General features: G+C 70.2%; 18 protein-coding genes and 1 pseudogene. 13 read left to right on the forward strand and 6 right to left on the reverse strand.

The window, feature by feature from the left end; all coding sequences use genetic code 11:
- Window positions 1–67 precede the first annotated feature (67 nt).
- Window positions 68–247: a helix-turn-helix domain-containing protein gene (locus tag ABTZ94_RS25375; protein ID WP_351203719.1), complete on the forward strand. Its 180-nt coding sequence runs from the start codon at window positions 68–70 to the stop codon at window positions 245–247.
- A gap of 337 nt (window positions 248–584) precedes the next feature.
- Complete coding sequence (locus tag ABTZ94_RS25380; protein ID WP_351203721.1) at window positions 585–1799, forward strand: helix-turn-helix domain-containing protein; 1215 nt, start codon at window positions 585–587, stop codon at window positions 1797–1799.
- 632 nt (window positions 1800–2431) lie between these two features.
- Here the strand turns inward: ABTZ94_RS25380 and ABTZ94_RS25385 are convergent.
- A pseudogene (locus ABTZ94_RS25385) lies at window positions 2432–2563 on the reverse strand (thiamine-binding protein); the annotation flags it as partial.
- Complete coding sequence (locus tag ABTZ94_RS25390; RefSeq protein ID WP_351203723.1) at window positions 2560–2910, reverse strand: DUF3817 domain-containing protein; 351 nt, start codon at window positions 2908–2910, stop codon at window positions 2560–2562. The gene ABTZ94_RS25390 and the pseudogene ABTZ94_RS25385, both read right to left, overlap by 4 nt.
- Window positions 2911–3189: 279 nt before the next feature.
- On the opposite strand from ABTZ94_RS25390, the gene ABTZ94_RS25395 reads away from it, so the two are divergent.
- From ABTZ94_RS25395 to ABTZ94_RS25410, 4 genes are all read left to right on the forward strand, one after another.
- Window positions 3190–3822, forward strand: a complete 633-nt coding sequence (locus ABTZ94_RS25395) for an AIM24 family protein (protein ID WP_351203751.1) — start codon at window positions 3190–3192, stop codon at window positions 3820–3822.
- Window positions 3822–4472, forward strand: a complete 651-nt coding sequence (locus tag ABTZ94_RS25400; RefSeq protein WP_351203725.1) for an AIM24 family protein — start codon at window positions 3822–3824, stop codon at window positions 4470–4472. Before ABTZ94_RS25395 ends, ABTZ94_RS25400 begins: the two co-directional genes overlap by 1 nt.
- Complete coding sequence (locus ABTZ94_RS25405) at window positions 4469–5233, forward strand: AIM24 family protein (RefSeq protein ID WP_351203727.1); 765 nt, start codon at window positions 4469–4471, stop codon at window positions 5231–5233. Before ABTZ94_RS25400 ends, ABTZ94_RS25405 begins: the two co-directional genes overlap by 4 nt.
- A gap of 125 nt (window positions 5234–5358) precedes the next feature.
- Window positions 5359–5835, forward strand: a complete 477-nt coding sequence (locus ABTZ94_RS25410) for a MarR family winged helix-turn-helix transcriptional regulator (protein WP_351203729.1) — start codon at window positions 5359–5361, stop codon at window positions 5833–5835.
- 491 nt (window positions 5836–6326) lie between these two features.
- On the opposite strand, the gene ABTZ94_RS25415 is transcribed toward ABTZ94_RS25410, so the two are convergent.
- From ABTZ94_RS25415 to ABTZ94_RS25430, 4 genes are all read right to left on the reverse strand, one after another.
- The gene (locus ABTZ94_RS25415) at window positions 6327–7235 is read right to left on the reverse strand and encodes a serine/threonine-protein kinase (RefSeq protein WP_351203731.1); all 909 of its coding nucleotides are present in this window, start codon (window positions 7233–7235) and stop codon (window positions 6327–6329) included.
- 28 nt (window positions 7236–7263) lie between these two features.
- Entirely contained in the window at window positions 7264–9747 is a 2484-nt protein-coding gene (locus ABTZ94_RS25420) for a protein kinase domain-containing protein (RefSeq protein ID WP_351203733.1), read from the reverse strand.
- Window positions 9748–9998: 251 nt separating this feature from the next.
- Complete coding sequence (meaB, locus tag ABTZ94_RS25425) at window positions 9999–10955, reverse strand: methylmalonyl Co-A mutase-associated GTPase MeaB (RefSeq protein ID WP_351203735.1); 957 nt, start codon at window positions 10953–10955, stop codon at window positions 9999–10001.
- A 62-nt stretch (window positions 10956–11017) separates the two neighbouring features.
- Window positions 11018–12217 carry an acetyl-CoA C-acetyltransferase gene (locus ABTZ94_RS25430; protein WP_351203737.1) on the reverse strand — a complete coding sequence of 400 codons (1200 nt, stop codon included), beginning with the start codon at window positions 12215–12217 and terminating at the stop codon, window positions 11018–11020.
- Between the two features lie 135 nt (window positions 12218–12352).
- Between ABTZ94_RS25430 and mce the strand changes: the two genes are divergently transcribed.
- The 7 genes from mce to ABTZ94_RS25465 all read left to right on the forward strand — a co-directional run bounded on the left by mce (window position 12353) and on the right by ABTZ94_RS25465 (window position 22133).
- Window positions 12353–12781, forward strand: a complete 429-nt coding sequence (mce, locus tag ABTZ94_RS25435) for a methylmalonyl-CoA epimerase (RefSeq protein ID WP_327369904.1) — start codon at window positions 12353–12355, stop codon at window positions 12779–12781.
- A gap of 164 nt (window positions 12782–12945) precedes the next feature.
- Window positions 12946–16839: a polarized growth protein Scy gene (gene scy / locus ABTZ94_RS25440; RefSeq protein WP_351203739.1), complete on the forward strand. Its 3894-nt coding sequence runs from the start codon at window positions 12946–12948 to the stop codon at window positions 16837–16839.
- 184 nt (window positions 16840–17023) lie between these two features.
- A complete protein-coding gene (locus ABTZ94_RS25445; protein ID WP_351203741.1) occupies window positions 17024–17962 on the forward strand; it encodes a coiled-coil domain-containing protein in 939 nt (312 codons plus the stop codon).
- Window positions 17963–18049: 87 nt separating this feature from the next.
- Window positions 18050–19084, forward strand: coding sequence for an ATP-binding cassette domain-containing protein (locus tag ABTZ94_RS25450; protein ID WP_351203743.1), 1035 nt, complete (start codon window positions 18050–18052; stop codon window positions 19082–19084).
- Window positions 19085–19089: 5 nt separating this feature from the next.
- Entirely contained in the window at window positions 19090–19869 is a 780-nt protein-coding gene (locus ABTZ94_RS25455; RefSeq protein WP_351203745.1) for an ABC transporter permease, read from the forward strand.
- Window positions 19870–20079: 210 nt separating this feature from the next.
- On the forward strand, window positions 20080–21282 hold the full coding sequence (locus ABTZ94_RS25460) for an ABC transporter ATP-binding protein (protein ID WP_351203747.1): 1203 nt from the start codon (window positions 20080–20082) through the stop codon (window positions 21280–21282).
- Window positions 21279–22133, forward strand: coding sequence for an ABC transporter permease (locus ABTZ94_RS25465; RefSeq protein WP_351203749.1), 855 nt, complete (start codon window positions 21279–21281; stop codon window positions 22131–22133). The genes ABTZ94_RS25460 and ABTZ94_RS25465 overlap by 4 nt, the downstream gene beginning before the upstream one ends.
- Window positions 22134–22251 lie beyond the last annotated feature (118 nt).

The following is a 22251-nucleotide window of genomic DNA, read 5'->3' on the forward strand; positions in this document are numbered from 1 at the left end:
CACCACGTGATCATTCCGGGGCCGTCGCCATGCCCGGAAGGCAGATCACGACCGTCACGCATCACGCATGATCAGCCACCCGACAGGCTCTCAGGGGCGTACGGGTGGACGCCCGGCCGTCATGGACGCGGACAAGCTCGCTGCGGACAAGGCCCGCCGCGCCAAGCGCGAGAGCGCCACCGCCATTGCCAAGGCACTCGGGGTCTCCCGCGCCACGCTGTACCGGGCGCTGAACGACGGCGAGTAGCCCGTACCGATCCGAGAGGCCGTCTACCGATGTGGTGGACGGTCTTTCTGTTGCGCGACCCCCGAGGGAGGGACGTTGCGAAGTTCAGCCCTCATCCCCCTGGCGACCCTGGCCCCAGCACGACGTACGCGCCCTGGGTGCGGTGTCGTTTTTGTGGCCGTGCCTCGCGCTGACCAGCGGGAACCGTACGCGCAGCACCCGAGAACGACCCCGTGAAGGGGTGGGAAAGGCCCCTGAACCACCCTGATCGGGGACCGGAAGGTGATGGCACCCCTGCCTGTGTACGGCTTTCCAGACCGATCACACGAACGGTCCGCTCGGGCGTAGCTTTTGACGCATGGCTATTGAGCACATGGGCGACCGCATGGCCCGGCTGCGCCGCCTCGCCGACCTCACGCAAGAAGGGCTTGCCGAGCGGTCCGGAGTGTCTGTGGACGTGATCCGGAAGTTGGAGCAGCGCCGGAAGCACAGTGCGCGGCTGCCCACGCTTCACTTACTCGCCAAGGGGCTTGGGGTGGAGCTGACAGCCTTGCTGGGTGATCCGCCGGCCGTTCCATCCAGCGGTGATGTGGACCCGCCGCAACTCGTAGCCGTCCGCCGGGCGATCATGCCGCCCCTGTTCGCTCCCCCGATGGAGCCCACGGGCGCGGAACGGCTCTCCCCCGCCCTTCTGCGGGCCGAACTCGCTGACGGGTGGACCTTGTACCACTCGGCTGAGTTCGGCCGCCTGATGGACGTGCTGCCGGGCATCATCGCGGACGCTCGTCTACTCGCTGCGGTGGGCAACGCCGATGAGCGCGCAGCCGGTCAAGCTGCACTCGGCAAGGGGCTGCAACTGGGTGGGCACCTTGCCATCCGGCTCGGCAAGACGGACCTTGCCCTTGCCGCCCTGGAACGGGCCTACGCTGCCGCCGGGGATTCCTCGGACCCGTTGCTTGCCCCCATGGTCAGCAACTCCGTGGCATGGGCCTATCAGCGGCAGGCACGCTTGGACGACGCTCGGAACCTGGCCGTGTACGCGGCTGACGGAGTGGAGCGGGAGCACTCGGCCGCGGCGGAGGGTGTCCGTGTCTGGGGTGGGCTGCTCATGTCCGCAGCAACGTCCTACGCACGCAGCGACGACTACGACACGGCGAACCTGATGATGCGCACGGCGGAGCGTGCCGCCGGTCGCCTGGCCAAGCTGCCGCCCCCGGCGGACGGGAGGCTTGTCTCGGTGTTCAGCCGGTCGTCCGTCCGCATCGAACGGGTTCGCCTCGCTGTCCAGCACGAGCGGCCCGAGGAAGCACTGACGCTGGCCAAAGGGATAAGGCTGAGCGCCGACACTCCGCCCTCATGGCGTACGTGGCTGTTCCTGGACGTGGCTCGGGCCTACACGGACGTAGGGGATGCCGAGGGGGCCGTGAAGGCTTTGGAGTCGCTGAGACGGGTTGCCCCTGGATGGATGCGGCACCACACCCTGGCCGTGGCGATCGTGACAGACCTGTGGGCCGGCACCGCTCGTCCGGTCGGGCTGCGCAAGCTTGCTCAGTTCCTCGGGGTCACTGAATAGCGTCGCCAGAGTAGGACGTTGCGTCCCTGTAGCCGCTGAACGCCCGCAGGGAGGATCGCCATACCGACATCGAGGGGACGGCGGAACATGGCGACCAGCAGCACAACGGACGCGCGGCAGTGGGAGTACGAAACGTTTGCACCGAAGGGCGAGAGGTGCCCCGCGTGTCTCAAGCCCATCGGCACTCTTGATCGCTGTCGGCGCGGAACCATCGAAAGGCCGGACGGGGCTGACGTGGTCGTGTACCGGCACCTGGACTGCTGCGACCCGCAGGGACCCGACCGCAGCAAGAAGCGGTGACCGCCCCCGTGAGGCTGGGGAGCCGTCGTGCGCACCCATTACCGGACCCGGAGCTGGTGAGCCTCATAGATGATCCGGAAGGGCCGTACGCGGGCTCCCCCGAGGGATGGTGGACGCAGTACGGGGGCGCACTGAACGCGCGCTCTGGCGTGGTCTACTTTCCGCCCGGCAGCAGCCCGCCCCGCCGAGTCTGGGACGAGTCGGCCACCTGAGTTCCGCCGTTCCCGTAACCGTGGCGGCGCGGGACGGTGGGGGCGGGAGAAAGAGCGAGGCCCCGGTCCGGATTCGTAGGCATCCAGGCCGGGGCTTCCTCATGTAATCAGAGGTGCACTCTCGATGGAGGTGAACATGGCGTCCGTACGGTTGGGCAGCCCGGACTCGCGGACGACCCGGACGGCGTCGGCGACGTACTCGCCGACGTCCTCACCGACGCCGAGCGGACTGACCGAGAACGCGACGATCACGCGCTGACCACGCCTTCCCTGCGGGCGCGGGCGGCGATGACACCGTCGGCCTCGTAGCGCTTGAGCACCTTGTCGCCGTACAGCCCGCCGAACGGCAGCAGGGCGAGCAGGAAGAAGAACGCGATGCGCTTCAGCGGCCACTTGGTCTTGGACCAGACGTCGAGGAGCAGGACGGCGTAGATCACGAAGAGCACGCCGTGCAGGATGCCGAGCGGCATCATCAGGAAGTCGATGTCCGAGACCCGGCTGAGGATCGAGCCAAAGATGATCAGCGCCGGGAAGGAGAGCGCCTCGGGAATCGAGATGAGGCGCAGCCGGTGCAGGGCGGTAGCGGTCTTGATGTCCACGGGGGCACCTTCGGTGGGAGGATCGCGACAGCTTGTGAATACAGGCACAAGCGCAACCCATTGTGGCATCGACAGTGGCGGTACTCGGTGGCGGGGGCGGTATGTGTCGCTCGTCACGTCCCGCCGCCGCGTGCGCCGTCCGCCACGCTCCCGTACCGGGTACGTCCCGATTGCGCAGGGGTCCCGTACCGGATGCGTATCAGGGGCGGTTCAGGGTGCTGATTCCTCCCTGAGGCTCTGTCCCGGCAGGGGCCCTGCCGCTACCGTCACACCGTGGCAATGTTCCGACTCCAAGGCAGCAGAACGCTCGCCGTAGACCTGACCGGCGACGCCGTAAAGGCGAAGAACGGCTCGATGGTCGCATACGACGGCCGGATGACGTTCAAGAAGATGACCGGCGGCGGCGACGGCCTGCGCGGCATGGTGACCCGCCGGCTGACCGGCGAACAGATGACCGTGATGGAGGTGAAGGGGCAGGGCACCTGCTACTTCGCCGACCGCGCGAGCGAGATCAGCCTCGTCTCGCTGCACGGCGACAAGCTCTATGTCGAGGCGAGCAATCTGCTCTGCACCGACGCCGGGCTGCGCACCGGAACCACCTTCACCGGTCTGCGTGGCGGGGCGAGCGGCAACGGCCTGTTCACCACCACCGTCGAGGGCACCGGCCAGGCGGCGATCACGTCGGACGGTTCGGCGGTGGCGCTGCGGGTCTCGGCGCAGTACCCGCTGTTCGTCGACCCGGGCGCCTACATCGCCCATCAGGGCAATCTGCGACAGCACCTCCAGTCCGGGGTGAATTTCCGGACGCTGATAGGTGAGGGCTCGGGCGAGGCCTTCCAGATGCGGTTCGAGGGCGAGGGTCTCGTCTACGTCCAGCCGAGCGAGCGGAACACCATCGGGGGCGATGTCTGATGCCGTTCCGTGAGATCAACTCGAAGATGGTCGAGGCGACGGTGCTCCCCGGCCAGAAGATGTACAGCCAGCGCGGCGCGATGCTCGCGTACCGCGGCGACGTGTCGTTCACGCCGAACATCCAGGGCGGCCAGGGCGGCGTGATGTCGATGATCGGCCGACGGGTGGCGGGCGAGGCGACCCCGCTGATGACGGTCGAAGGCAGTGGCACGGTGATGTTCGGCCACGGCGGCCATCACATCCAGGTGATCGATCTGTCCGGCGACACCCTGTACGTGGAGGCCGACCGGCTGCTCGCGTTCGACGGGACGCTGCAGCAGGGCACGATGTTCATGGGTTCGCAGGGCGGAGTGATGGGCATGGTGCGCGGTCAGGTGACCGGGCAGGGGCTGTTCACCACCACCCTCAAGGGGCATGGCGCGGTCGCGGTGATGGCGCACGGCGGGGTGATCGAGCTGCCGATCACGCCGGGCCGCGAGGTGCATGTGGACCCGCAGGCGTATGTCGCCCACCACGGCGACGTACGCAACAAGCTCTCCACCGCGCTCGGCTGGAGGGACATGGTGGGGCGCGGCTCCGGCGAGGCGTTCCAGCTGGAGCTGAGCGGCAGTGGCGCGGTGTACGTCCAGGCCTCGGAGGAGAAGCTGTGAGCACGCCCATGGTCTTCGACCCGATGACGCTGCCGTCGGACGACAACGTCAACTCGTACATCTTCTGCGTGGAGCTGAAGGGCAGCCAGTGGTTCCTGCAGAAGGGCAAGATGATCGCCTATTACGGGCGGATCGACTTCAACGGCATCGGCCACGGCCGCTTCGAGCGGCTGATCCGTACGAGTTTCCACTCGCCGCTGCACGCGAGCGACTGGGTGGTGGCCGAGGGCAGCGGCAAGATGCTCCTCGCCGACCGGGCCTTCGATGTGAACTCGTACGACCTGGACGACGGGAATCTGACGATCCGGTCCGGCAACCTCCTTGCCTACCAGCCGACGCTGGCACTGAAGCAGTCCATCGTGCCGGGCTTTCTGACACTGATCGGTACGGGGAAGTTCGTGGCCGCGTCCAACGGTCCGGTGGTCTTCATGGAGCCGCCGCTGCGGGTCGATCCGCAGGCCCTGGTCGGCTGGGCGGACTGTCCCTCGCCGTGCCACCACTACGACCACGGTTATATGACGGGGGTGCTGGGCGGGCTGCGGTCGATGACGGGCCTGGGCGGCACCTCGGGCGAGGAGCACCAGTTCGAGTTCGTCGGGGCGGGTACGGTGCTGCTCCAGTCGACCGAGATCCTGATGCCCGAGCAGCCGACGGGGGAGACACCGGCGCAGGCCGGTGTGCCGGGTGGTGCGGGTCAACCTGGCTCCGCACCCCGTCTGCCCGGTCAGTTCGGGAACCTCCAACGCCGCTTCGGTTTGTGAACGGTAGTCTGCGGAGTGTGACGTCGAACGTCCGCACTGCGCAGCCGAGCCCGTCTCCGAGCGGGTTCCGGGCGTCACGCATCCTCACCTCGTCCGGCTTTCAACTTCTTAGGTAGAATCCATATATGGAGACCGAGACGGCCACTCGCTGGCTGAATGACGCGGAGCAGTGCGCCTGGCGCACCCACCTGGACGTCAGCAGGCTGCTGATGCACCAGCTGGAGAAGGACCTCCAGCCGTTCGGCCTGACCAACAACGACTACGAGATCCTGGTCAACCTCTCGGAGTCGGACGACCAGCGCATGCGGATGAGCGACCTCGCCGCCGCGACGCTGCAGTCCAAGAGCAGGCTCTCGCACCAGATCACCCGCATGGAGAACGCGGGACTGGTCCGCAGGGTGAACTGCGAGTCGGACCGGCGCGGACTGTACGCGGTCCTCACCGAGGACGGTGCGGAGACGATGCGGAAGGTGGCGCCGCACCACGTGGCGTCGGTGCGCAAGCACTTCATGGACCTGTTGACGCCGGAGACACTGGCGGACCTGTACACGGCGCTGGCCCCGGTCGCGGACCATCTGCGGGGGCGCCGCGGCAAGGCGTGACCTGCGGGGCCTGCGGGGCGGGGGCGGCGTTCAGCCGGTGCCCGGCAGCCACAGCTCGAACCGCGCTGCCCTCCGGCGCAGCGTCCACGGCCAGTCGGCCGCCGTGCCGGACTGCGACATCAGGCCGAGACCGGGCGCCGTTCAGTGCCACGGTGACCACCGGCGAGCCGGAGCCGCTGCCCCGGCGCCGCAGCAGCGCCCTGATCCTGGCCACCAGCACCACGTACGAGAAAGGCCCCCCGTCTCGCGGGCCGCGGCGGTCGATGCCGCGCTCAAGGCGACGCGCGGGACGGTGACCTCGATCCGGCCTGGACACAGCGACGGCCGGAGCGGCAAGGCGCCGCACCGGGACGTCGACGTCCGGGGCAAGGAGGGCAAGCAGCACGGGCTGAACGTCGAACGCGAAAACCGCGAAGGTCACGGCGGACAGGTCGGACAGCGGTGGTCACGGGGACGAGCGGGGCGACCACCAGGAGCACGACGGTCGACGGTCACGACCGGGATGACGACTGAGGCGGCTTTCCGGTGGGGGTCAGGGCGCATAGCTCAGGACCGTCCCGTCCTTGAAGGCCAGGAAGAGAACGTTCCCCCGCGCGACGAGCGAGATGTAGCGGAGTCGGCCGGGCCCCGGCCTCACGGTGCAGGCACGCCTCGATCACCTCACGCAACTGCGGTGGTACGCCGGACAGTTCGGCCTCGCCCCGGGAGATCCGGAAGATCACGGCCGCCATGTCGGAGTCGTCGAACGGCCCCCGCCCGGTCGCTGCGAAGGCAAGCACCGCGCCGAGACAGAACACGTCGGACGCCGGTACGAGCGAGCGCGAGCCGTTGACGTGCTCGGGCGATATGTAACCGGGGCTGCCCACCACGACACCGGTCCGGGTCAGCTGGGTGGCATCGAACGCCTGGGCGATCCCGAAGTCGATCACCTTCGGGCCGTCGGCGCCGAGCAGCACATTGCCGGGCTTGAGGTCGCGGTGGAGTACGCGTACGGCGTGCATGTCGGCGAGCGCGCGGGCGAGGCCGGCACCCATCTCCCGTACGACCGGTTCGGGCATCGGCCCGCCGCGGGTCACCGCCTCGGCGAGCGAGGGGCCGGGGACGTACTCGGTCGCCAGCCAGGGCAGCCGGCCACTCGCGTCGCCGCCGACAAGGGCCACGGTGTGCGGACTGCGGACGGCACCCGCCGCGTCGATCTCACGGCGGAAACGGATCCGGAAGCCGTCGTCGAGGTCGAGATCCGGACGCACGGTCTTCAGCGCGACCAGCCCGGCGAGGGTGTCCCGCGCACCGGCCGGCCGGGCCAGGTACACCTCGCCCATGCCGCCCGCGCCCAGCAGTCCCAGAAGCTGGTACGGGCCGATCAGCCTGGCCCGGCCGGGGGGAAGCGGCTCGATCACTGCTCGGCTCCTCGGTCGGTCGGACGGTTCACTCGGGCAGCGGCACGGAGACGGTGGTGCCGTCGTCGTACACGACATGGACGACGCCGCCGACCGGCAGTACCTGCGGGTCGAGCAGTTCCTTGCCGAGATCGATGCCGTCGGGGACGGGGTCGTACGTCGGTGTCCTGCTCGGGCCCGGGGCGCCCGGAAGCCGGGTCTTCACCAGGGCGCCCAGGGCGCCGTCGCGGCGGATCGGGACCGTGTACAGCATGGTGCTGTCGGCCCAGACCACGGTGCCGGCGACGATCATCGGGTCGGAGGCCGGGTTGCTCATGCCCTGCGCCACCTTCCCGCCGAGCGGGAACCGGCCGAGCGCCCGACCGCTGTCACGGCCCACGACGACCATCTCGTCGGGCGTGTCCGGCACGTATTTGCTGCCTCTGCGGAACGTGATCACTTGATCGCCGAGCGCGGTCAGTCTCGCCTCGGCGACCAGCCCGGGATCCAGCGGCAGCCGCCCCTGCGCCTCGAGTGTCCCCGCCGCGAACCGCAGCACGGTCATGTCCTCGCTGAAGCCGGAAGGGTCGTCGTTGGTGACGTAGTTCGCGCAGAAGGCGGAACGACCCCTCACCCGGAGCTCTCCGCAGCCCGAGTTGTTCCCGCTGCCTGCCCCCTGCACGGCCTCGCCGCCGGCCGTGCCCAGCAAGGTGCCGTCCTTCGGCCGGAACGCCTTCGGCGCGTCCTCGCCGATCGCGTACACCACCGTGCCGTCGGTGGCGACCGGCCAGAAGTTGCCCTTCTGCGCGTTGGAGATGTCCTGCGGGGCGAGCGGCCGCTGCCACTTCCGGACGCCGCTCTTCAAGTCGTAGGCGGCGAGCGACGCGCCCTCGGGCGTCACCGTGGTCGCGGCGAGGACCAGGCCGTCGACGACGACCGGCGCGCTGTCCAGGTCGTGCGCGCCGCCGGACCGGGTCTCCCAACGGACCGTGCCGGTCTTCGCGTCCAGCGACTGCAGCCGTCCGGCCGCGGCGAGCAGCACGGTGTCGTCGTACACGGTGGGCCGGGTGGCGTCGGCCGGCATGAAGAACTGACCGCGGGGCCCCCAGCCCGCCGCGCGTGAGGACTGTCCGGTGTCGAGCGTCCACATCCGGTGGCCGTCGGCCGCCGACAACGCCTCGTACGTGCCGTCGGTGAGCCGGCAGGCGATCACGTCACGGCCTGCGGAGCAACCGATCGGCGGCTGGGCGAACTTGCCCTTCCAGGACTTCTTCCAGCCCGTCGGGCGGACGCCACGGCCGTACGGGACCGTGCCGGAGCCGTCCGGGCCGCCGTTCTCGTCCACACCGGCCGTGATCCTGGGGGCTGCGGGTGAACCGCCACCGGGGGGAGCCTCGTTGGGGGTGACGCGGTGGTTGCGCCAGGCCAGAATGCCCCCGGTGGCCGCGCCCAGCACGATCAGCGTGGCAAGGGCGGCACCCAGGGCCCGGCGGGAGCGGCGCGGGGGCGGGGCGAGGCCGGGGCCCTGAGTGGGCGCGATGTGCAGACCCGGGGTGAAGTCGGTTCCCAGGGTGGGAAGTCGGTGGGGTGCGACGCGGCTTCCGGTGGCCGCCTCGGTCGGTGTGTATCCGGGCAGCAGCGGCCCGCCCAGCGCCATGACCCGGGCCAGTTCGCGCTCGTACTCGACGATGTGCTGCACCACCGGCTCCGGCCACCGCTCGGCCGAGTCGGGGGCGAGCCGCTGCGCGAGTTCCGCGGCGGTGGGGCGCACGGCAGGGTCGGCGGCCAGGCAGTCCTCCAGAACGGTACGGAGCGCCTCGGGCACCTCGTCGAGATCGGCCTCGACGTACTTGACCCGGTAGAGCACGGCGGCGACCGGGCCGTCACCGAAGGGATCGCGTCCGGTGGCGGCGAAGCAGAGCACGGAGGCGAGGCAGAAGACATCGGAGGCGCAGACGACGCGTCCGCTGCCCGCCACATGCTCCGGGGACATAAAGGCGGGGCTGCCGACCATGCGGCTGGTGGTGGTCAGCGGGGTCGCGCCGGTGTCCCGGGCGATGCCGAAGTCGATGAGTCGCGGACCGTCCGCCGCGAGCATCACGTTGCCGGGCTTCACATCACGGTGGACGATCCCGGCCGCGTGGACCGCCGCCAGCGCGCGGGCCAGCCCGGCGCCGAGCATCCGTACCTCGGCCTCGTCCATCGCGCCCGCGCCCCGGACGGCGGCGGACAGCGTCGGTCCGGCCACGTACCCGGTGGCGAGCCAGGGCACTTCGGCGTCGGCGTCCCCGTCGAGCAGTTGGGCAAGATGGGGGCCGACGACGGACCGGGCGACGGTGATCTCACGGCGGAAGCGGTTGCGGAAGGCGGGGTCACGGGCCACGTCACGGCGGACCGTCTTGACGGCGACCGGTTCGCCACCGTCGTCCCGGACACCGAGGAACACCTCGCCCATGCCGCCCGCACCGAGCCGGGCCCGTATCCCGTAGGGCCTGATCCGTCTGGGCGAGTCCTCCCGCAGCGGACCCAACATGCGTCACTCCCCCCGTCGGTACGCATGAAACGCCGGACACCCAGTGCGCGTATCCGGCCGTAATCCTGCCACGGAACACGTCACCGACCGCAGTGCCGGACAGTATGAAAAGCGCACGCCCGGACCGCCGCTGACGCGTCCTCAGCAGTCAGCGACAAGGACGCGTGGTGCGACGGTTCCGGGGTGGCGGCGTACAGACACTGCCGAACGGACCCGGGAGCGACCCGCACGCCGCCCCGGGCACCGTCCCGTCAGGCCTCGGTGAGCCCTGCCACGAGCTCGTCCGCCGCCGCGTACGGATCGAGGCTCCCCGCCACGATGCGTTCGGCGAGCGCGCCGATGTGGCGGTCGCCGTGCAGATCGCCGATGCGCTCGCGCAGCCGTGTGACGGCGATCGTCTCGACCTCGTGGGCCGCACGGGCCATGCGCCGCTCGGCGAGCACTCCGTGTTCCTCCATCCACGCCCGGTGCTTCTCCAGCGCCTCGACGACCTCGTCGATGCCCTCGCCCCGGGCGGCGACCGTCTTCACGATCGGCGGCCGCCAGTCGCCGGGGCCGCGGGACTCGCCGAGGCCCAGCATGTGGTTGAGCTCGCGCGCGGTGGCGTCCGCGCCGTCCCGGTCGGCCTTGTTGACGACGTACACATCGCCGATCTCCAGGATTCCGGCCTTCGCCGCCTGGATGCCGTCGCCCATGCCGGGCGCCAGCAGGACGACGGAGGTGTCGGCCTGGGAGGCGATCTCCACCTCCGACTGGCCGACGCCGACCGTCTCCACCAGGATCACTTCGCAGCCCGCGGCGTCCAGCACCCGGATCGCCTGCGGCGCCGACCAGGCGAGGCCACCCAGGTGCCCGCGAGTGGCCATGGAGCGGATGTAGACGCCCGGGTCGGAGGCGTGCTCCGACATCCGTACCCGGTCTCCGAGGAGCGCCCCGCCGGAGAAGGGCGAGGACGGGTCGACAGCCAGGACGCCGACCCGCTTGCCGGCCCGCCGGTACGCCGAGACCAGCGCCGACGTCGATGTCGACTTGCCGACACCGGGCGAACCGGTCAGGCCGACGACGTACGCGTTGCCCGTCAGCGGCGCCAGGGCCGCCATCACCTCGCGCAGCTGCGGCGAAGCCCCCTCCACCAGGGAGATGAGCCGGGCCACGGCCCGCGGCCGGCCCGCACGGGCCTGCTCGACCAGGGTGGGGACGTCCACCATCACCGCTCCGTTCACTCGCTGCGTGCTCTACGTGTACTACGTACTGCTTGCCCGGGCCGTTCCTACCTGGGGACGCGGATGATCAGTGCGTCGCCCTGACCGCCGCCGCCGCACAGCGCCGCGGCACCGGTGCCACCGCCGCGCCGCTTCAGCTCCAGCGCCAGATGCAGCACCAGACGGGCGCCGGACATGCCGATCGGGTGGCCCAGTGCGATGGCGCCGCCGTTGACATTCACCTTGTCCGGGGTGACGCCGAGGTCCTTCATCGACTGGACGGCGACCGCCGCGAACGCCTCGTTGATCTCGATGAGGTCGAGGTCCTCAACCTCCAGGCCGTCCTTCTTCAGGGCGTGCTTGATGGCGTTGGACGGCTGCGACTGGAGCGAGTTGTCCGGGCCCGCCACGTTGCCGTGGGCGCCGATCTCGGCGATCCAGTCCAGGCCCAGCTCCTCGGCCTTGGTCTTGCTCATGACGACGACCGCGGCGGCGCCGTCGGAGATCTGCGAGGAGGTGCCCGCGGTGATCGTGCCGTCCTTGGTGAAGGCCGGGCGCAGCTTGCCGAGGGACTGGGCGGTCGTCTCCGGGCGGATGCCCTCGTCCTTGGAGAAGAGGACCGGGTCGCCCTTGCGCTGCGGGATCTCGACCGGGGTGATCTCGGCCTCGAAGACGGCGTTCTTCTGGGCGGAGGCGGCGCGCTGGTGGGAGAGGGCGCCGATCTCGTCCTGTTCGGCGCGGGCCAGACCCAGACGGGTGTTGTGCTTCTCGGTGGACTCACCCATCGGGATGTTCTCGTAGGCGTCGGTCAGACCGTCGTACGCCATGGAGTCGAGCATCTCGATCGCACCGTACTTGTAGCCCTCGCGGGACTTCGGGAGCAGGTGCGGGGCATTCGTCATGGACTCCTGGCCACCGGCGACGACGACGTCGAACTCACCCGCGCGGATCAACTGGTCGGCGAGCGCGATCGCGTCGAGTCCGGACAGACACACCTTGTTGACGGTGAGCGCGGGGACGTTCATCGGGATGCCCGCCTTGACCGCGGCCTGGCGTGCCGGCATCTGGCCCGCACCGGCCTGCAGCACCTGGCCCATGATCACGTACTCGACCTGGTCGCCGCCGATGCCGGCCCGGTCCAGCGCGGCCTTGATGGCGAAGCCGCCGAGATCGGCCCCGGAGAAACTCTTCAGCGAGCCGAGGAGGCGGCCCATGGGCGTACGCGCGCCCGCGACGATCACTGAGGTGGTACCGGTCGTTCCTGACATGAGGCGCAGCCCCTTGGGATTAGGAGTGAACGAGGGTTTACATGAATGTACTGAGCGGTACCTCGCCCGTCATCCGGCAGCGAGTGTGATCGCGCGCACGTTGCGTAACCATCGGCGGAGCGCTGCACTGGTTGCATGCTGACGCGAATCGACCACATCGGGATCGCCTGTTTCGACCTCGACAGGACCGTCGAGTTCTACCGCTCGACCTACGGGTTCGAGGTGTTCCACTCCGAGATCAACGAGGAGCAGGGCGTGCGGGAGGCCATGCTCAAGATCAACGATACGTCCGACGGCGGTGCTTCCTACCTTCAGCTGCTGGAGCCGACCAGGGAGGACTCGGCCGTGGGCAAGTGGCTGGCAAAGAATGGGGAGGGCGTCCACCACATCGCCTTCGGCACCGCGGACGTCGACGCCGACGCTGCGGACATCCGGGAGAAGGGGGTCAGGGTGCTGTACGACGAGCCCAGGACCGGGTCGATGGGGTCCCGGATCACCTTCCTGCACCCCAAGGACTGCCACGGCGTGCTCACCGAACTGGTCACGTCCGCAGCGGAGCACTGACCTCCGGATACCAGGCCCGGTAGAGTGGGCTGTTCCGGGCCGGGGCCGGGTCGGGGCCGCGCCGCGTCCCCAGCCGTTGATCTGTCACCATTCCCCGGGGGACCGTTCACCGGGGAACGGTACTCGTTGGAGAGTTGCGACCAGGGGACGGATGGGACCGCGCAGTGCGGGGCTACGAACGCCAGGAGAGCCACCGAGCTGAAGTCGACCATCTCTCGCGGTTCGAAGCCGAGATGGACCGGCTGAAGACCGACCGGGAGAAGGCCGTCCAGCACGCCGAGGACCTCGGTTACCAGGTCGAGGTCTTGCGCGCCAAGCTGCACGAGGCTCGGCGCAATCTCGCGACCCGTCCCGCCTACGACAGCGCGGACATCGGCTACCAGGCCGAGCAGTTGCTCCGTAATGCCCAGATCCAGGCCGAACAGCTGCGGACCGACGCCGAGCGGGAGCTCCGTGACGCCCGTGCGCAGACGCAGCGGATCCTGCAGGAACACGCCGAGCACCAGGCGCGGCTCCAGGCCGAGCTGCACAACGAGGCCGTGCAGCGGCGCCAGCAGCTCGACCAGGAACTGGCCGAGCGCCGCCAGACCGTCGAGTCCCATGTCAACGAGAACGTCGCCTGGGCCGAGCAGCTCAGGGCCAGGACCGAGTCCCAGGCGCGCCGGCTGCTGGAGGAGTCCAGGGCCGAGGCCGAGCAGTCCCTGACGGCCGCGCGCGCCGAGGCGGGCCGGCTGGTGGACAAGACCCGGCAGCGGCTCGGCTCCGAGGCGGAGTCGGCCCGTGCCGAGGCCGAGGCGATCCTGCTGCGCGCCCGCAAGGACGCCGAGCGGCTGCTGAGCGCCGCCTCCAGCCAGGCGCAGGAGGCCACCAGCCACGCCGAGCAGCTGCGTACGTCGACGACGGCCGAGACCGAACAGACCCGGCAGCGGACCGCCGAGCTGAACCGGGCCGCCGAGCAGCGCATGCAGGAGGCCGAGACCCAGCTGCGCGAGGCCCGCCTGGCGGCCGAGAAGGTCACCGCCGAGGCGAAGGAGGCCGCCGTCAAGCGGCTGACCGCCGCCGAGTCGCAGAACGAGCAGCGCACCCGTACGGCCAAGTCGGAGATCGCCCGGCTGGTCGGCGAGGCCACCAAGGACGCCGAGTCGCTCAAGACGGAGGCCGAGCAGACGCTCGCCGATGCCCGTGCCGAGGCGGACCGGCTGAAGTCCGAGGCGTCCGAGAAGGCCCGCACGGCGGCCGCCGAGGACGCCGCTGCCCAGCTCGCCAAGGCCGCCAGGGCCGCCGAGGAGGTGCTGACCAAGGCGTCCGACGACGCGAAGTCCACCACCAGGGTGGCGGGCGAGGAGGCCGACCGGATCCGACGCGAGGCAGAGGCCGAGGCGGACCGGCTGCGTGGCGAGGCCGCGGAGCAGGCCGATCAGCTCAAGGGTGCGGCCAAGGACGACACCAAGGAGTACCGGGCCAAGACGGTCGAGCTGCAGGAGGAGGCACGCAGGCTGCGCGGCGAGGCCGAGCAGCTGCGCTCCGAGGCGGTCACCGAGGGCGAGCGGATCCGTGGCGAGGCCCGCCGCGAGGCCGTCCAGCAGATCGAGGAAGGCGCGAAGACCGCCGAGGAGCTGCTTTCCAAGGCGAAGGCTGACGCGGAGGAGCTGCGCGGCACCGCGGGCGCGGAGAGCGAGCGGGTCCGTACCGACGCGGCCGAGCGCGCCACCGCGCTGCGCAAGCAGGCCGAGGAGGCCCTGGAGCGCGCCCGCGCCGAGGCCGAGCAGCTGCGTACCGAGTCCGAGGAGCAGGCCCGGTCCACCACCACCGCGGCCGAGCAGGCGGCGGCGGAGCTGCACGAGGAGACCGAGCGTGCGCTCGCGGCCCGCCAGGCGGAGGCGGCCGACGAGCTGGCCCGGCTGCACACCGAGGCTGAGACCAGGGTCACCACCGCCGAGCAGGCGCTCGCGGACGCGCGCGCCGAGGCGGAGCGCATCCGGCGCGAGACGAACGAGGAGTCCGAGCGGCTGCGCACGGAGGCCGCCGAGCGGCTGCGGGCGCTGCAGGAGCAGGCGGAGACCGAGTCGGAGCGGCTGCGCGACGAGGCCGCGGCTGATGCCTCACGGTCGCGTGCGGAGGGCGAGTCCACCGCCGTACGGCTGCGCAGCGAGGCTGCCGCCGAGGCGGAGCGGCTCAAGTCCGAGGCGCAGGAGGGCGCCGACCGGGTGCGTTCCGAGGCCGCTGCCGCCGCGGAGCGGGTGAGCACGGAGGCCGCCGAGGCGCTGGCCGCCGCTCAGGAGGAGGCGAACCGGCGCCGCCGTGAGGCGGAGGAGACCCTCGACGCGGCGCGCACCGAGGCGAACCAGGAGCGCGAGCGGGCCCGCGAGCAGAGCGAGGAGCTCCTCGCCTCCGCCCGCAAGCGGGTCGAGCAGGCGCAGGCCGAGGCGCAGCGTCTGGTCGAGGAGGCGGACAGCCGGGCGACCGAGCTGGTCTCCGTGGCCGAGCAGACAGCCCAGCAGGTACGGGATTCGGTCAGCGGGCTGCAGGAGCAGGCCGAGGCGGAGATCGCCGGGCTGCGCTCCGCCGCCGAGCATGTCGCGGAGCGGACGAAGTCCGAGGCGCAGGAGGAGGCGGACCGGGTCCGCTCCGACGCGCACGCGGAGCGGGAGCGGGCCGGCGAGGACGCGAGCCGGATCCGCCGGGAGGCGCAGGAGGAGTCCGAGGCCGCGAAGGCGATGGCCGAGCGGACCGTATCCGATGCGATCACCGAGGCGGAGCGGCTGCGCGCGGACACCGCCGAGTACAGCCAGCGGATGCGTACCGAGGCCTCCGACGCACTGGCCTCCGCCGAGCAGGACGCGGCTCGCAGCCGGGCCGAGGCCCGCGAGGACGCCAACCGGATGCGCTCCGGTGCCGCGACCCAGGCCGACCGGCTGGTGGGCGAGGCGACGAGCGAGGCCGAGCGGATCCGTACGGATTCGACGCAGCAGGCCACGCAGCTCGTCGAAGAGGCGACACAGCAGGCCACGCAGCTCGGCGAGGAGGCGACACAGCAGGCGACCCGGCTGGTCGACGAGGCGACGCAGCAGGCAGCCCGGGTGACGGGCGAGGCCATGGACGAGGCCGAGCGGCTGCGTGCGGAGGCGGCGGCCGCCGTCGGCTCTGCGCAGGAGCACGCGGCCCGCACCCGCGAGGAGTCGGAGCAGGTACGCGCCGACGCGGAGGCGGCGGCCGAGCAGATGCGCGCTGAGGCCCGTCAGGAGGCCGACCAGCTGCTCGACGAGGCGCGGGAGGCCGCGGCGAAGCGCCGTGCCGATGCCGCCGAGCAGGCGGACCAGCTCATCAACAAGGCCCAGGAGGAGGCGCTGCGCGCCGCCACCGAGGCCGAGGAGCAGGCCGACACGATGGTCGGCGCGGCCCGCACGGAGGCCGTGCGGATCACCTCGGAGGCGACCGTCGAGGGCAACTCCCTGGTGGAGCGCGCCCGTACGGACGCGGACGAGCTGCTGGTCGGCGCGCGCCGGGACGCCACGGCCAGCCGGGAGCGGGCCGAGGAGCTCCGGACCCGGATCGAGAGCGAGATCGAGGAGCTGCACGACCGGGCCCGGCGGGAGACCTCCGAGCAGATGAAGACGGCGGGCGAGCGCGTCGACAACCTGATGAAGGCGGCGACCGAACAGCGCGACGAGGCGGCGGCCAAGGCCAAGGAGCTGCTGGCGGACGCCAATTCGGAGGCGAGCAAGGTCCGGATCGCGGCGGTGAAGCGGGCCGAGGCACTGCTCAAGGAGGCCGAGCAGAAGAAGACCACGGTGGTCCGCGAGGCCGAGAAGCTACGGGCCGACGCCGAGGCCGAGGCGAAGCGTACGGTGGACGAGGGCAAGCGCGAGCTCGATCTGCTGGTGCGCCGGCGCGCGGACATCAACACCGAGATCTCCCGAGTCCAGGACGTGCTGGAGGCGTTGGAGTCCTTCGAGACGCCGACGGGCGGCGGCAAGAGCGCCAACGGAGGGTCCGGTGGCGTCAAAGCCGGTGCCTCGGCGGGCAGTCGATCAAGTGGCAAGTCGTCAGAGGGGTAGTCGACCTGTCATCTCCCGTGCTTCGTCAAGGACGTTCAACCCTCCGAGCGGCAAGAGTTGTGGCGGCCAGCCACTCAAAAGGGGTGTCATTCTCCAGATCAAACGGGCATCCACTCGATGACACGCCGCTCGGGCCCCTAGGATTCCCTCTAACACCTCACCGGTCTCATTCGACAGGAACCTCATGAGCGACCCTTCCTCCCCCTTCGGCTTCGAGCTCGTGCGACGTGGATACGACCGCGGTCAGGTGGACGACCGCATTACCAAGCTCGTCGCCGACCGTGATAGTGCTCTCGCCCGCATCACGTCTCTGGAAAAGCGCATCGAGGAGCTCCACCTCGAAACGCAGAACGCCCAGGCCCAGGTGAGCGACGCGGAGCCGTCGTACGCCGGTCTCGGTGCGCGCGTGGAGAAGATTCTCCGCCTGGCCGAGGAGGAGGCGAAGGACCTGCGCGAGGAGGCCCGTCGCGCCGCCGAGCAGCACCGTGAGCTCGCCGAGTCGGCCGCCCAGCAGGTGCGCAACGACGCCGAGTCGTTCGCCGCCGAGCGCAAGGCGAAGGCCGAGGACGAGGGCGTCCGCATCGTCGAGAAGGCCAAGGGTGAGGCCGGCTCGCTGCGTACGGAGGCCCAGAAGGACGCCGCGCAGAAGCGCGAGGAGGCGGACGCCCTCTTCGAGGAGACCCGCGCCAAGGCCGCCCAGGCCGCCGCGGACTTCGAGACGAACCTCGCCAAGCGCCGCGACCAGTCGGAGCGCGACCTCGCGTCCCGTCAGGCCAAGGCCGAGAAGCGCCTCGCCGAGATCGAGCACCGCGCGGAGCAGCTCCGCCTGGAGGCCGAGAAGCTCCGTACGGACGCCGAGCGCCGGGCCCGTCAGACGGTGGAGACCGCGCAGCGCCAGTCCGAGGACATCGTGGCCGACGCGAACGCGAAGGCCGACCGGATCCGCAGCGAGTCGGAGCGCGAGCTGGCGGCGCTCACCAACCGCCGCGACTCGATCAACGCTCAGCTGACCAACGTCCGCGAGATGCTGGCGACGCTGACCGGTGCCGCAGTGGCCGCCGCCGGCTCCCCCGCCGACGACGAGCCGGTCACCCGCGGCGTCCCGGCTCAGCAGACCCGCTGACCCCGCAGTACCGCAGCTGTACCTCTTGCGCGCCCGGTTCCACCCCTTGTGGTGGCGCCGGGCGCGCGGCCGTTCTAGCGTGAACGCATGATCGAGCTTGAGGGTCTCACCAAGCGCTTTGGCAACAAGCTTGCCGTCGATCGGCTTTCATGCCGTGTCAGACCTGGAATGGTGACGGGCTTTCTGGGCCCCAACGGGGCGGGCAAATCCACGACGATGCGGATGATGCTCGATCTCGACAACCCGACCAGCGGTTCGGTGCGCATCGACGGCAAGCACTACCGTGACCTGGAAGAACCCCTCAAGTACATCGGGGCGCTGCTGGACGCGAAGTCGATGCACGGCGGGCGCAGCGCGTACAACAATCTGCTCTGTCTCGCGCAGAGCAATCGCATCCCGGAGAGCCGGGTCGCGGAGGTGCTGGACACCGTCGGTCTGAGCACGGTGGCGAAGAAGAAGTCGAAGGGTTTCTCCCTCGGCATGAGCCAGCGGCTCGGCATCGCGGCGGCGCTGCTCGGCGACCCTCAGGTGCTGCTCTTCGACGAGCCCGTCAACGGTCTCGACCCCGAGGGCATTCAGTGGATCCGCAATCTGATGAAGGCGCTCGCCGCGGAAGGCCGGACGATCTTCGTCTCCTCGCATCTGATGAGCGAAATGGCACTCACCGCGGACCATCTGATCGTGATCGGCCAGGGCCGGCTGCTCGCCGACACCTCGATGGCCGACTTCATCCACCAGAACTCCCGCAGTTACGTGCGGCTGCGCTCCCCGCAGCAGGAGCGGCTGCGCGATGTGCTGCACGAGGAGGGCCTGATCGTGGTCGAAACGGGCAGCGGCACGCTGGAGACCGGCGGCGCCACCACCGAGGTGCTGGGCGAGCTCGCCGCCCGGCATCAGATCGTGCTGCACGAGCTGAGCTCCCAGCGGGCCTCCCTGGAGGAAGCGTTCATGCAGATGACGGCGGACTCCGTCGAGTACCACGCACACTCGGAGCTCGGTGAGGCAGCGCCGCCGGTGGGCCCGCACTGGGGCGATCAGTGGAACCAGCAGACCGCCGCCGGCACGGCCGGGAACGGCACGCCGGGCGCGCCCGGCACCTCCGGCACCGGCAAGAGGGCGTGACGACGATGGCATCGGTACCCGCGGTCCTGACCTCCGAGTGGACCAAGATCCGTACGGTCTCGTCGACCGTCTGGACGCTGATCTCCGCGTTCGTCGTCACCGTCGCGATGAGCGCGGCGCTCTGTGCCCTGATGAACGCCCAGTTCAACGACCTGCCCGTAGTGGAGAAGGCCACCTTCGACCCGACCCTCATCAGTTTCTCCGGCATGGTCCTCGGCCAGCTGGCCATGGTCGTCTTCGGTGTGCTGGTGGTCGGTACGGAGTACAGCTCGGGCATGATCCGCACCTCGCTGGCGGCCGTGCCCCAACGCGGTTCGTTCCTCTTCAGCAAGGTCGCGGTGGCCGGCGTGCTGGCCCTGGTGGTCGGCATCGTCACCAGCTTCGTCACGTTCTTCCTCGGGCAGTTCCTCCTCGGCGACCACCGCACGTACATCGGTGCGGAACATGTCCTGCGCGCGGTCGTCGGCGGCGGCATCTACATGGGCCTGATCGGGATCTTCTCGATGGGTGTGGCGACGATGCTGCGCAGCTCCATGCTGTCGCTCGGCATCCTGATGCCGTTCTTCTTCCTGGTCTCCCAGATCCTGTCGGTGGTCCCGGGCACGAAGAAGGTCGCCCGCTACTTCCCCGACCAGGCCGGATCCAAGATCATGCAGGTGGTTCCGGACGCCATGAACAGCAACCCTGCTCCGTACGGGCCGTGGGGCGGGCTCGGCATTCTTGTCGCATGGGTGGCGGCCGCGCTGGTCGGCGGCTATCTCGTACTGAGGAAGCGGGACGCATGACCGGCGGACGCACGGCCGGTGGGGCGGACGCATGACCTGACCGGCCCAAAGGCACTCTGCCCGCTCTGCCCGCTCTGCCGGGGAAGCGATGCGCTCTCGTAACGACTTGGCCGGAACCGTCAGGGCCTGGATATCCTCGTAACTCTTACGGGGGGCGTGCGGCCGGACGGCCTGGGCCCCGACGACAGACAAAGTCGATGGGGCTGGAGCATGATCGAGGCAGTCGGCCTGACCAAGCGCTATGGCGCGAAGATGGCCGTGTACAACCTTTCCTTCCAGGTGCGGCCGGGTACCGTCACCGGATTCCTCGGTCCCAACGGGTCGGGCAAGTCCACCACCATGCGCATGATGCTGGGCCTGGACCAACCGACTTCCGGCCATGTCACGATCGGCGGCCATCCCTTCCGCAGCCTGCCGAACGCTCCGCGGCAGGTGGGTGCGCTGCTGGACGCGAAGGCGGTGCACGGCGGGCGCAGCGCCCGTAACCACCTCCTCTCGCTCGCCCAGCTCGCCGGTATCCCGGCCGCCCGGGTCGACGAGGTGCTCGGTGTCGTCGGTCTCCACGACGTCGCGCGGAAGCGGTCCAAGGGCTTCTCGCTCGGTATGGGCCAGCGGCTCGGCATCGCGGCGGCGCTGCTCGGCGACCCGCAGGTACTGCTCTTCGACGAGCCGGTCAACGGTCTCGACCCCGAGGGCATCCTCTGGGTCCGCAATCTGATGAAGATGCTGGCGTCGGAGGGCCGTACGGTCTTCGTCTCCAGCCATCTGATGAGCGAAATGGCACTCACCGCCGACCATCTGATCGTGATCGGCCGCGGGCAGCTGCTCGCCGACATGAGCGTCAAGGACTTCATCTCCGCCAATTCGGCCGACTTCGCCCGGGTGCGGGTCGCGGACGGTATGCATGAGCAGCGGGAGAAGCTGACCACCTCGCTCACCGAGGCGGGCGGCCAGGTCATGCCGGAGCCGGACGGGGCCCTGCGGATCACCGGTCTGCAGCTGCCGCGGATCAGCGATCTGGCTCACGAGTCGGACGTTCGGCTGTGGGAACTCTCGCCGCACCAGGCCTCGCTCGAGGAGGCGTACATGCGGATGACACAGGGCGTCGTGGACTACCGCTCGACTGCGGACCAGAAGGCCGGGCTGCAGCAGCCGGTGCACGGTGGGTACGGACAGCAGCCCGGTTACGGGGCGCCGCAGCCGCCGGTCCCCGAGATGCCGCAGCAGGGCTGGTACGCCCCGCCGCCGCCCGGACAGAACCCGTACGCGCAAGCCCCGGCGGCACCGGCCGCCCCGGCTCCTGCAGCCCCGGCCCCCGCGGCACCGGCCGTCCCGGCCCCTGCAGCCCCGGCGGCGCCCGCCGCAGCCCCTGCAGACCTGACCAAGCGCGAGACCAGCGAGGACGCCCGATGACCACACCGCCGACCCCGCAGGCGCCGTACCAGCAGCAGAACCGGCAGGACGCATCGGCCGCGCCGTACGCCTCACCGATCCCGCTGCGCCGCGCCACCCTCGGCGATGCGCTCGCCTCCGAGTGGACCAAGATCCGTTCGGTGCGCTCCACGATGTGGACGCTCGGCGTCATGATCGTGTTGCTGCTCGGCCTCGGACTGCTGGTGGCCGTGGTCATGAACGCGACCAACACCGACATCGGTGACGTCCCGGTGCTCAGCTTCGGCTTCTTCGGGGTGCTCCTCGGTTCGATCTGCGTGATCACGCTCGGCGTGATGACCATCGCCTCCGAGTACGGCACCGGCATGATCCGTACGACGCTGACGGCCTGCCCCAGCCGTGCGCGCGTGCTGACCGCGAAGGCGATCGTCTTCTTCCTGCTCACCTTCGTCATCACGACCGTGACGGCCGCGCTGGTCGGCGCGTTGCAGACGGCCATCCTCGGCGGCGAGGCACCCACCGGCGCCGAGTGGCTGCTCGCCACGGTCGGTGTCGGCCTCTACATCGCGGCCCTGGGCCTGCTCTCACTCGCGGTCGGCGCTCTCATCCGGCACTCCGCGGGTGCGATCACGATCATGATCGGGGTGGTGCTGCTGCCACTCGTGCTGGCCATGTTCATGTTCGCGGAGTCGCTCGGCGACCTGCGGAAGGCGCTCTTCGAGTACTCGATCCCCAGCCAGCTCAGTGTGTTCTACGACACCTCGGTCACCGGGTCGGGGCCGTCCGGCTGGGAGCCGTTGTGGATCATGCTCGGCGTCGCGGGCGTGGCCCTGATCGGTGCCTACCTGGCGCTGGAGAACCGCGACGTCTGACCGGTCGCCGTTCGCCGGGGCTCACGACCTCCCCCACGATAGGGAGCGGATCAGCGAGCGGCGTCATGCGGCTTCGATTGCAAGGCGGAGGAAGGAAGCGGATGGGGTCTCCCCTGGT

The organism is Streptomyces sp. NPDC002785 (assembly GCF_040295565.1).
GTDB lineage: Bacteria > Actinomycetota > Actinomycetes > Streptomycetales > Streptomycetaceae > Streptomyces.

Excerpts from the sequence above, each read along its gene's own strand:
- ABTZ94_RS25410 (WP_351203729.1), top strand. The coding sequence starts at position 5,359 with ATGGAGACCGAGACGGCCACTCGCTGGCTGAATGACGCGGAGCAGTGC.
- ABTZ94_RS25420 (WP_351203733.1), bottom strand. The coding sequence starts at position 9,747 with ATGTTGGGTCCGCTGCGGGAGGACTCGCCCAGACGGATCAGGCCCTAC.
- ABTZ94_RS25375 (WP_351203719.1), top strand. The coding sequence starts at position 68 with ATGATCAGCCACCCGACAGGCTCTCAGGGGCGTACGGGTGGACGCCCG.
- ABTZ94_RS25460 (WP_351203747.1), top strand. The coding sequence starts at position 20,080 with ATGATCGAGGCAGTCGGCCTGACCAAGCGCTATGGCGCGAAGATGGCC.
- ABTZ94_RS25465 (WP_351203749.1), top strand. The coding sequence starts at position 21,279 with ATGACCACACCGCCGACCCCGCAGGCGCCGTACCAGCAGCAGAACCGG.
- mce (WP_327369904.1), top strand. The coding sequence starts at position 12,353 with ATGCTGACGCGAATCGACCACATCGGGATCGCCTGTTTCGACCTCGAC.
- ABTZ94_RS25430 (WP_351203737.1), bottom strand. The coding sequence starts at position 12,217 with ATGTCAGGAACGACCGGTACCACCTCAGTGATCGTCGCGGGCGCGCGT.
- ABTZ94_RS25395 (WP_351203751.1), top strand. The coding sequence starts at position 3,190 with ATGTTCCGACTCCAAGGCAGCAGAACGCTCGCCGTAGACCTGACCGGC.
- meaB (WP_351203735.1), bottom strand. The coding sequence starts at position 10,955 with ATGGTGGACGTCCCCACCCTGGTCGAGCAGGCCCGTGCGGGCCGGCCG.
- ABTZ94_RS25455 (WP_351203745.1), top strand. The coding sequence starts at position 19,090 with ATGGCATCGGTACCCGCGGTCCTGACCTCCGAGTGGACCAAGATCCGT.
- ABTZ94_RS25445 (WP_351203741.1), top strand. The coding sequence starts at position 17,024 with ATGAGCGACCCTTCCTCCCCCTTCGGCTTCGAGCTCGTGCGACGTGGA.
- ABTZ94_RS25450 (WP_351203743.1), top strand. The coding sequence starts at position 18,050 with ATGATCGAGCTTGAGGGTCTCACCAAGCGCTTTGGCAACAAGCTTGCC.
- ABTZ94_RS25380 (WP_351203721.1), top strand. The coding sequence starts at position 585 with ATGGCTATTGAGCACATGGGCGACCGCATGGCCCGGCTGCGCCGCCTC.
- ABTZ94_RS25400 (WP_351203725.1), top strand. The coding sequence starts at position 3,822 with ATGCCGTTCCGTGAGATCAACTCGAAGATGGTCGAGGCGACGGTGCTC.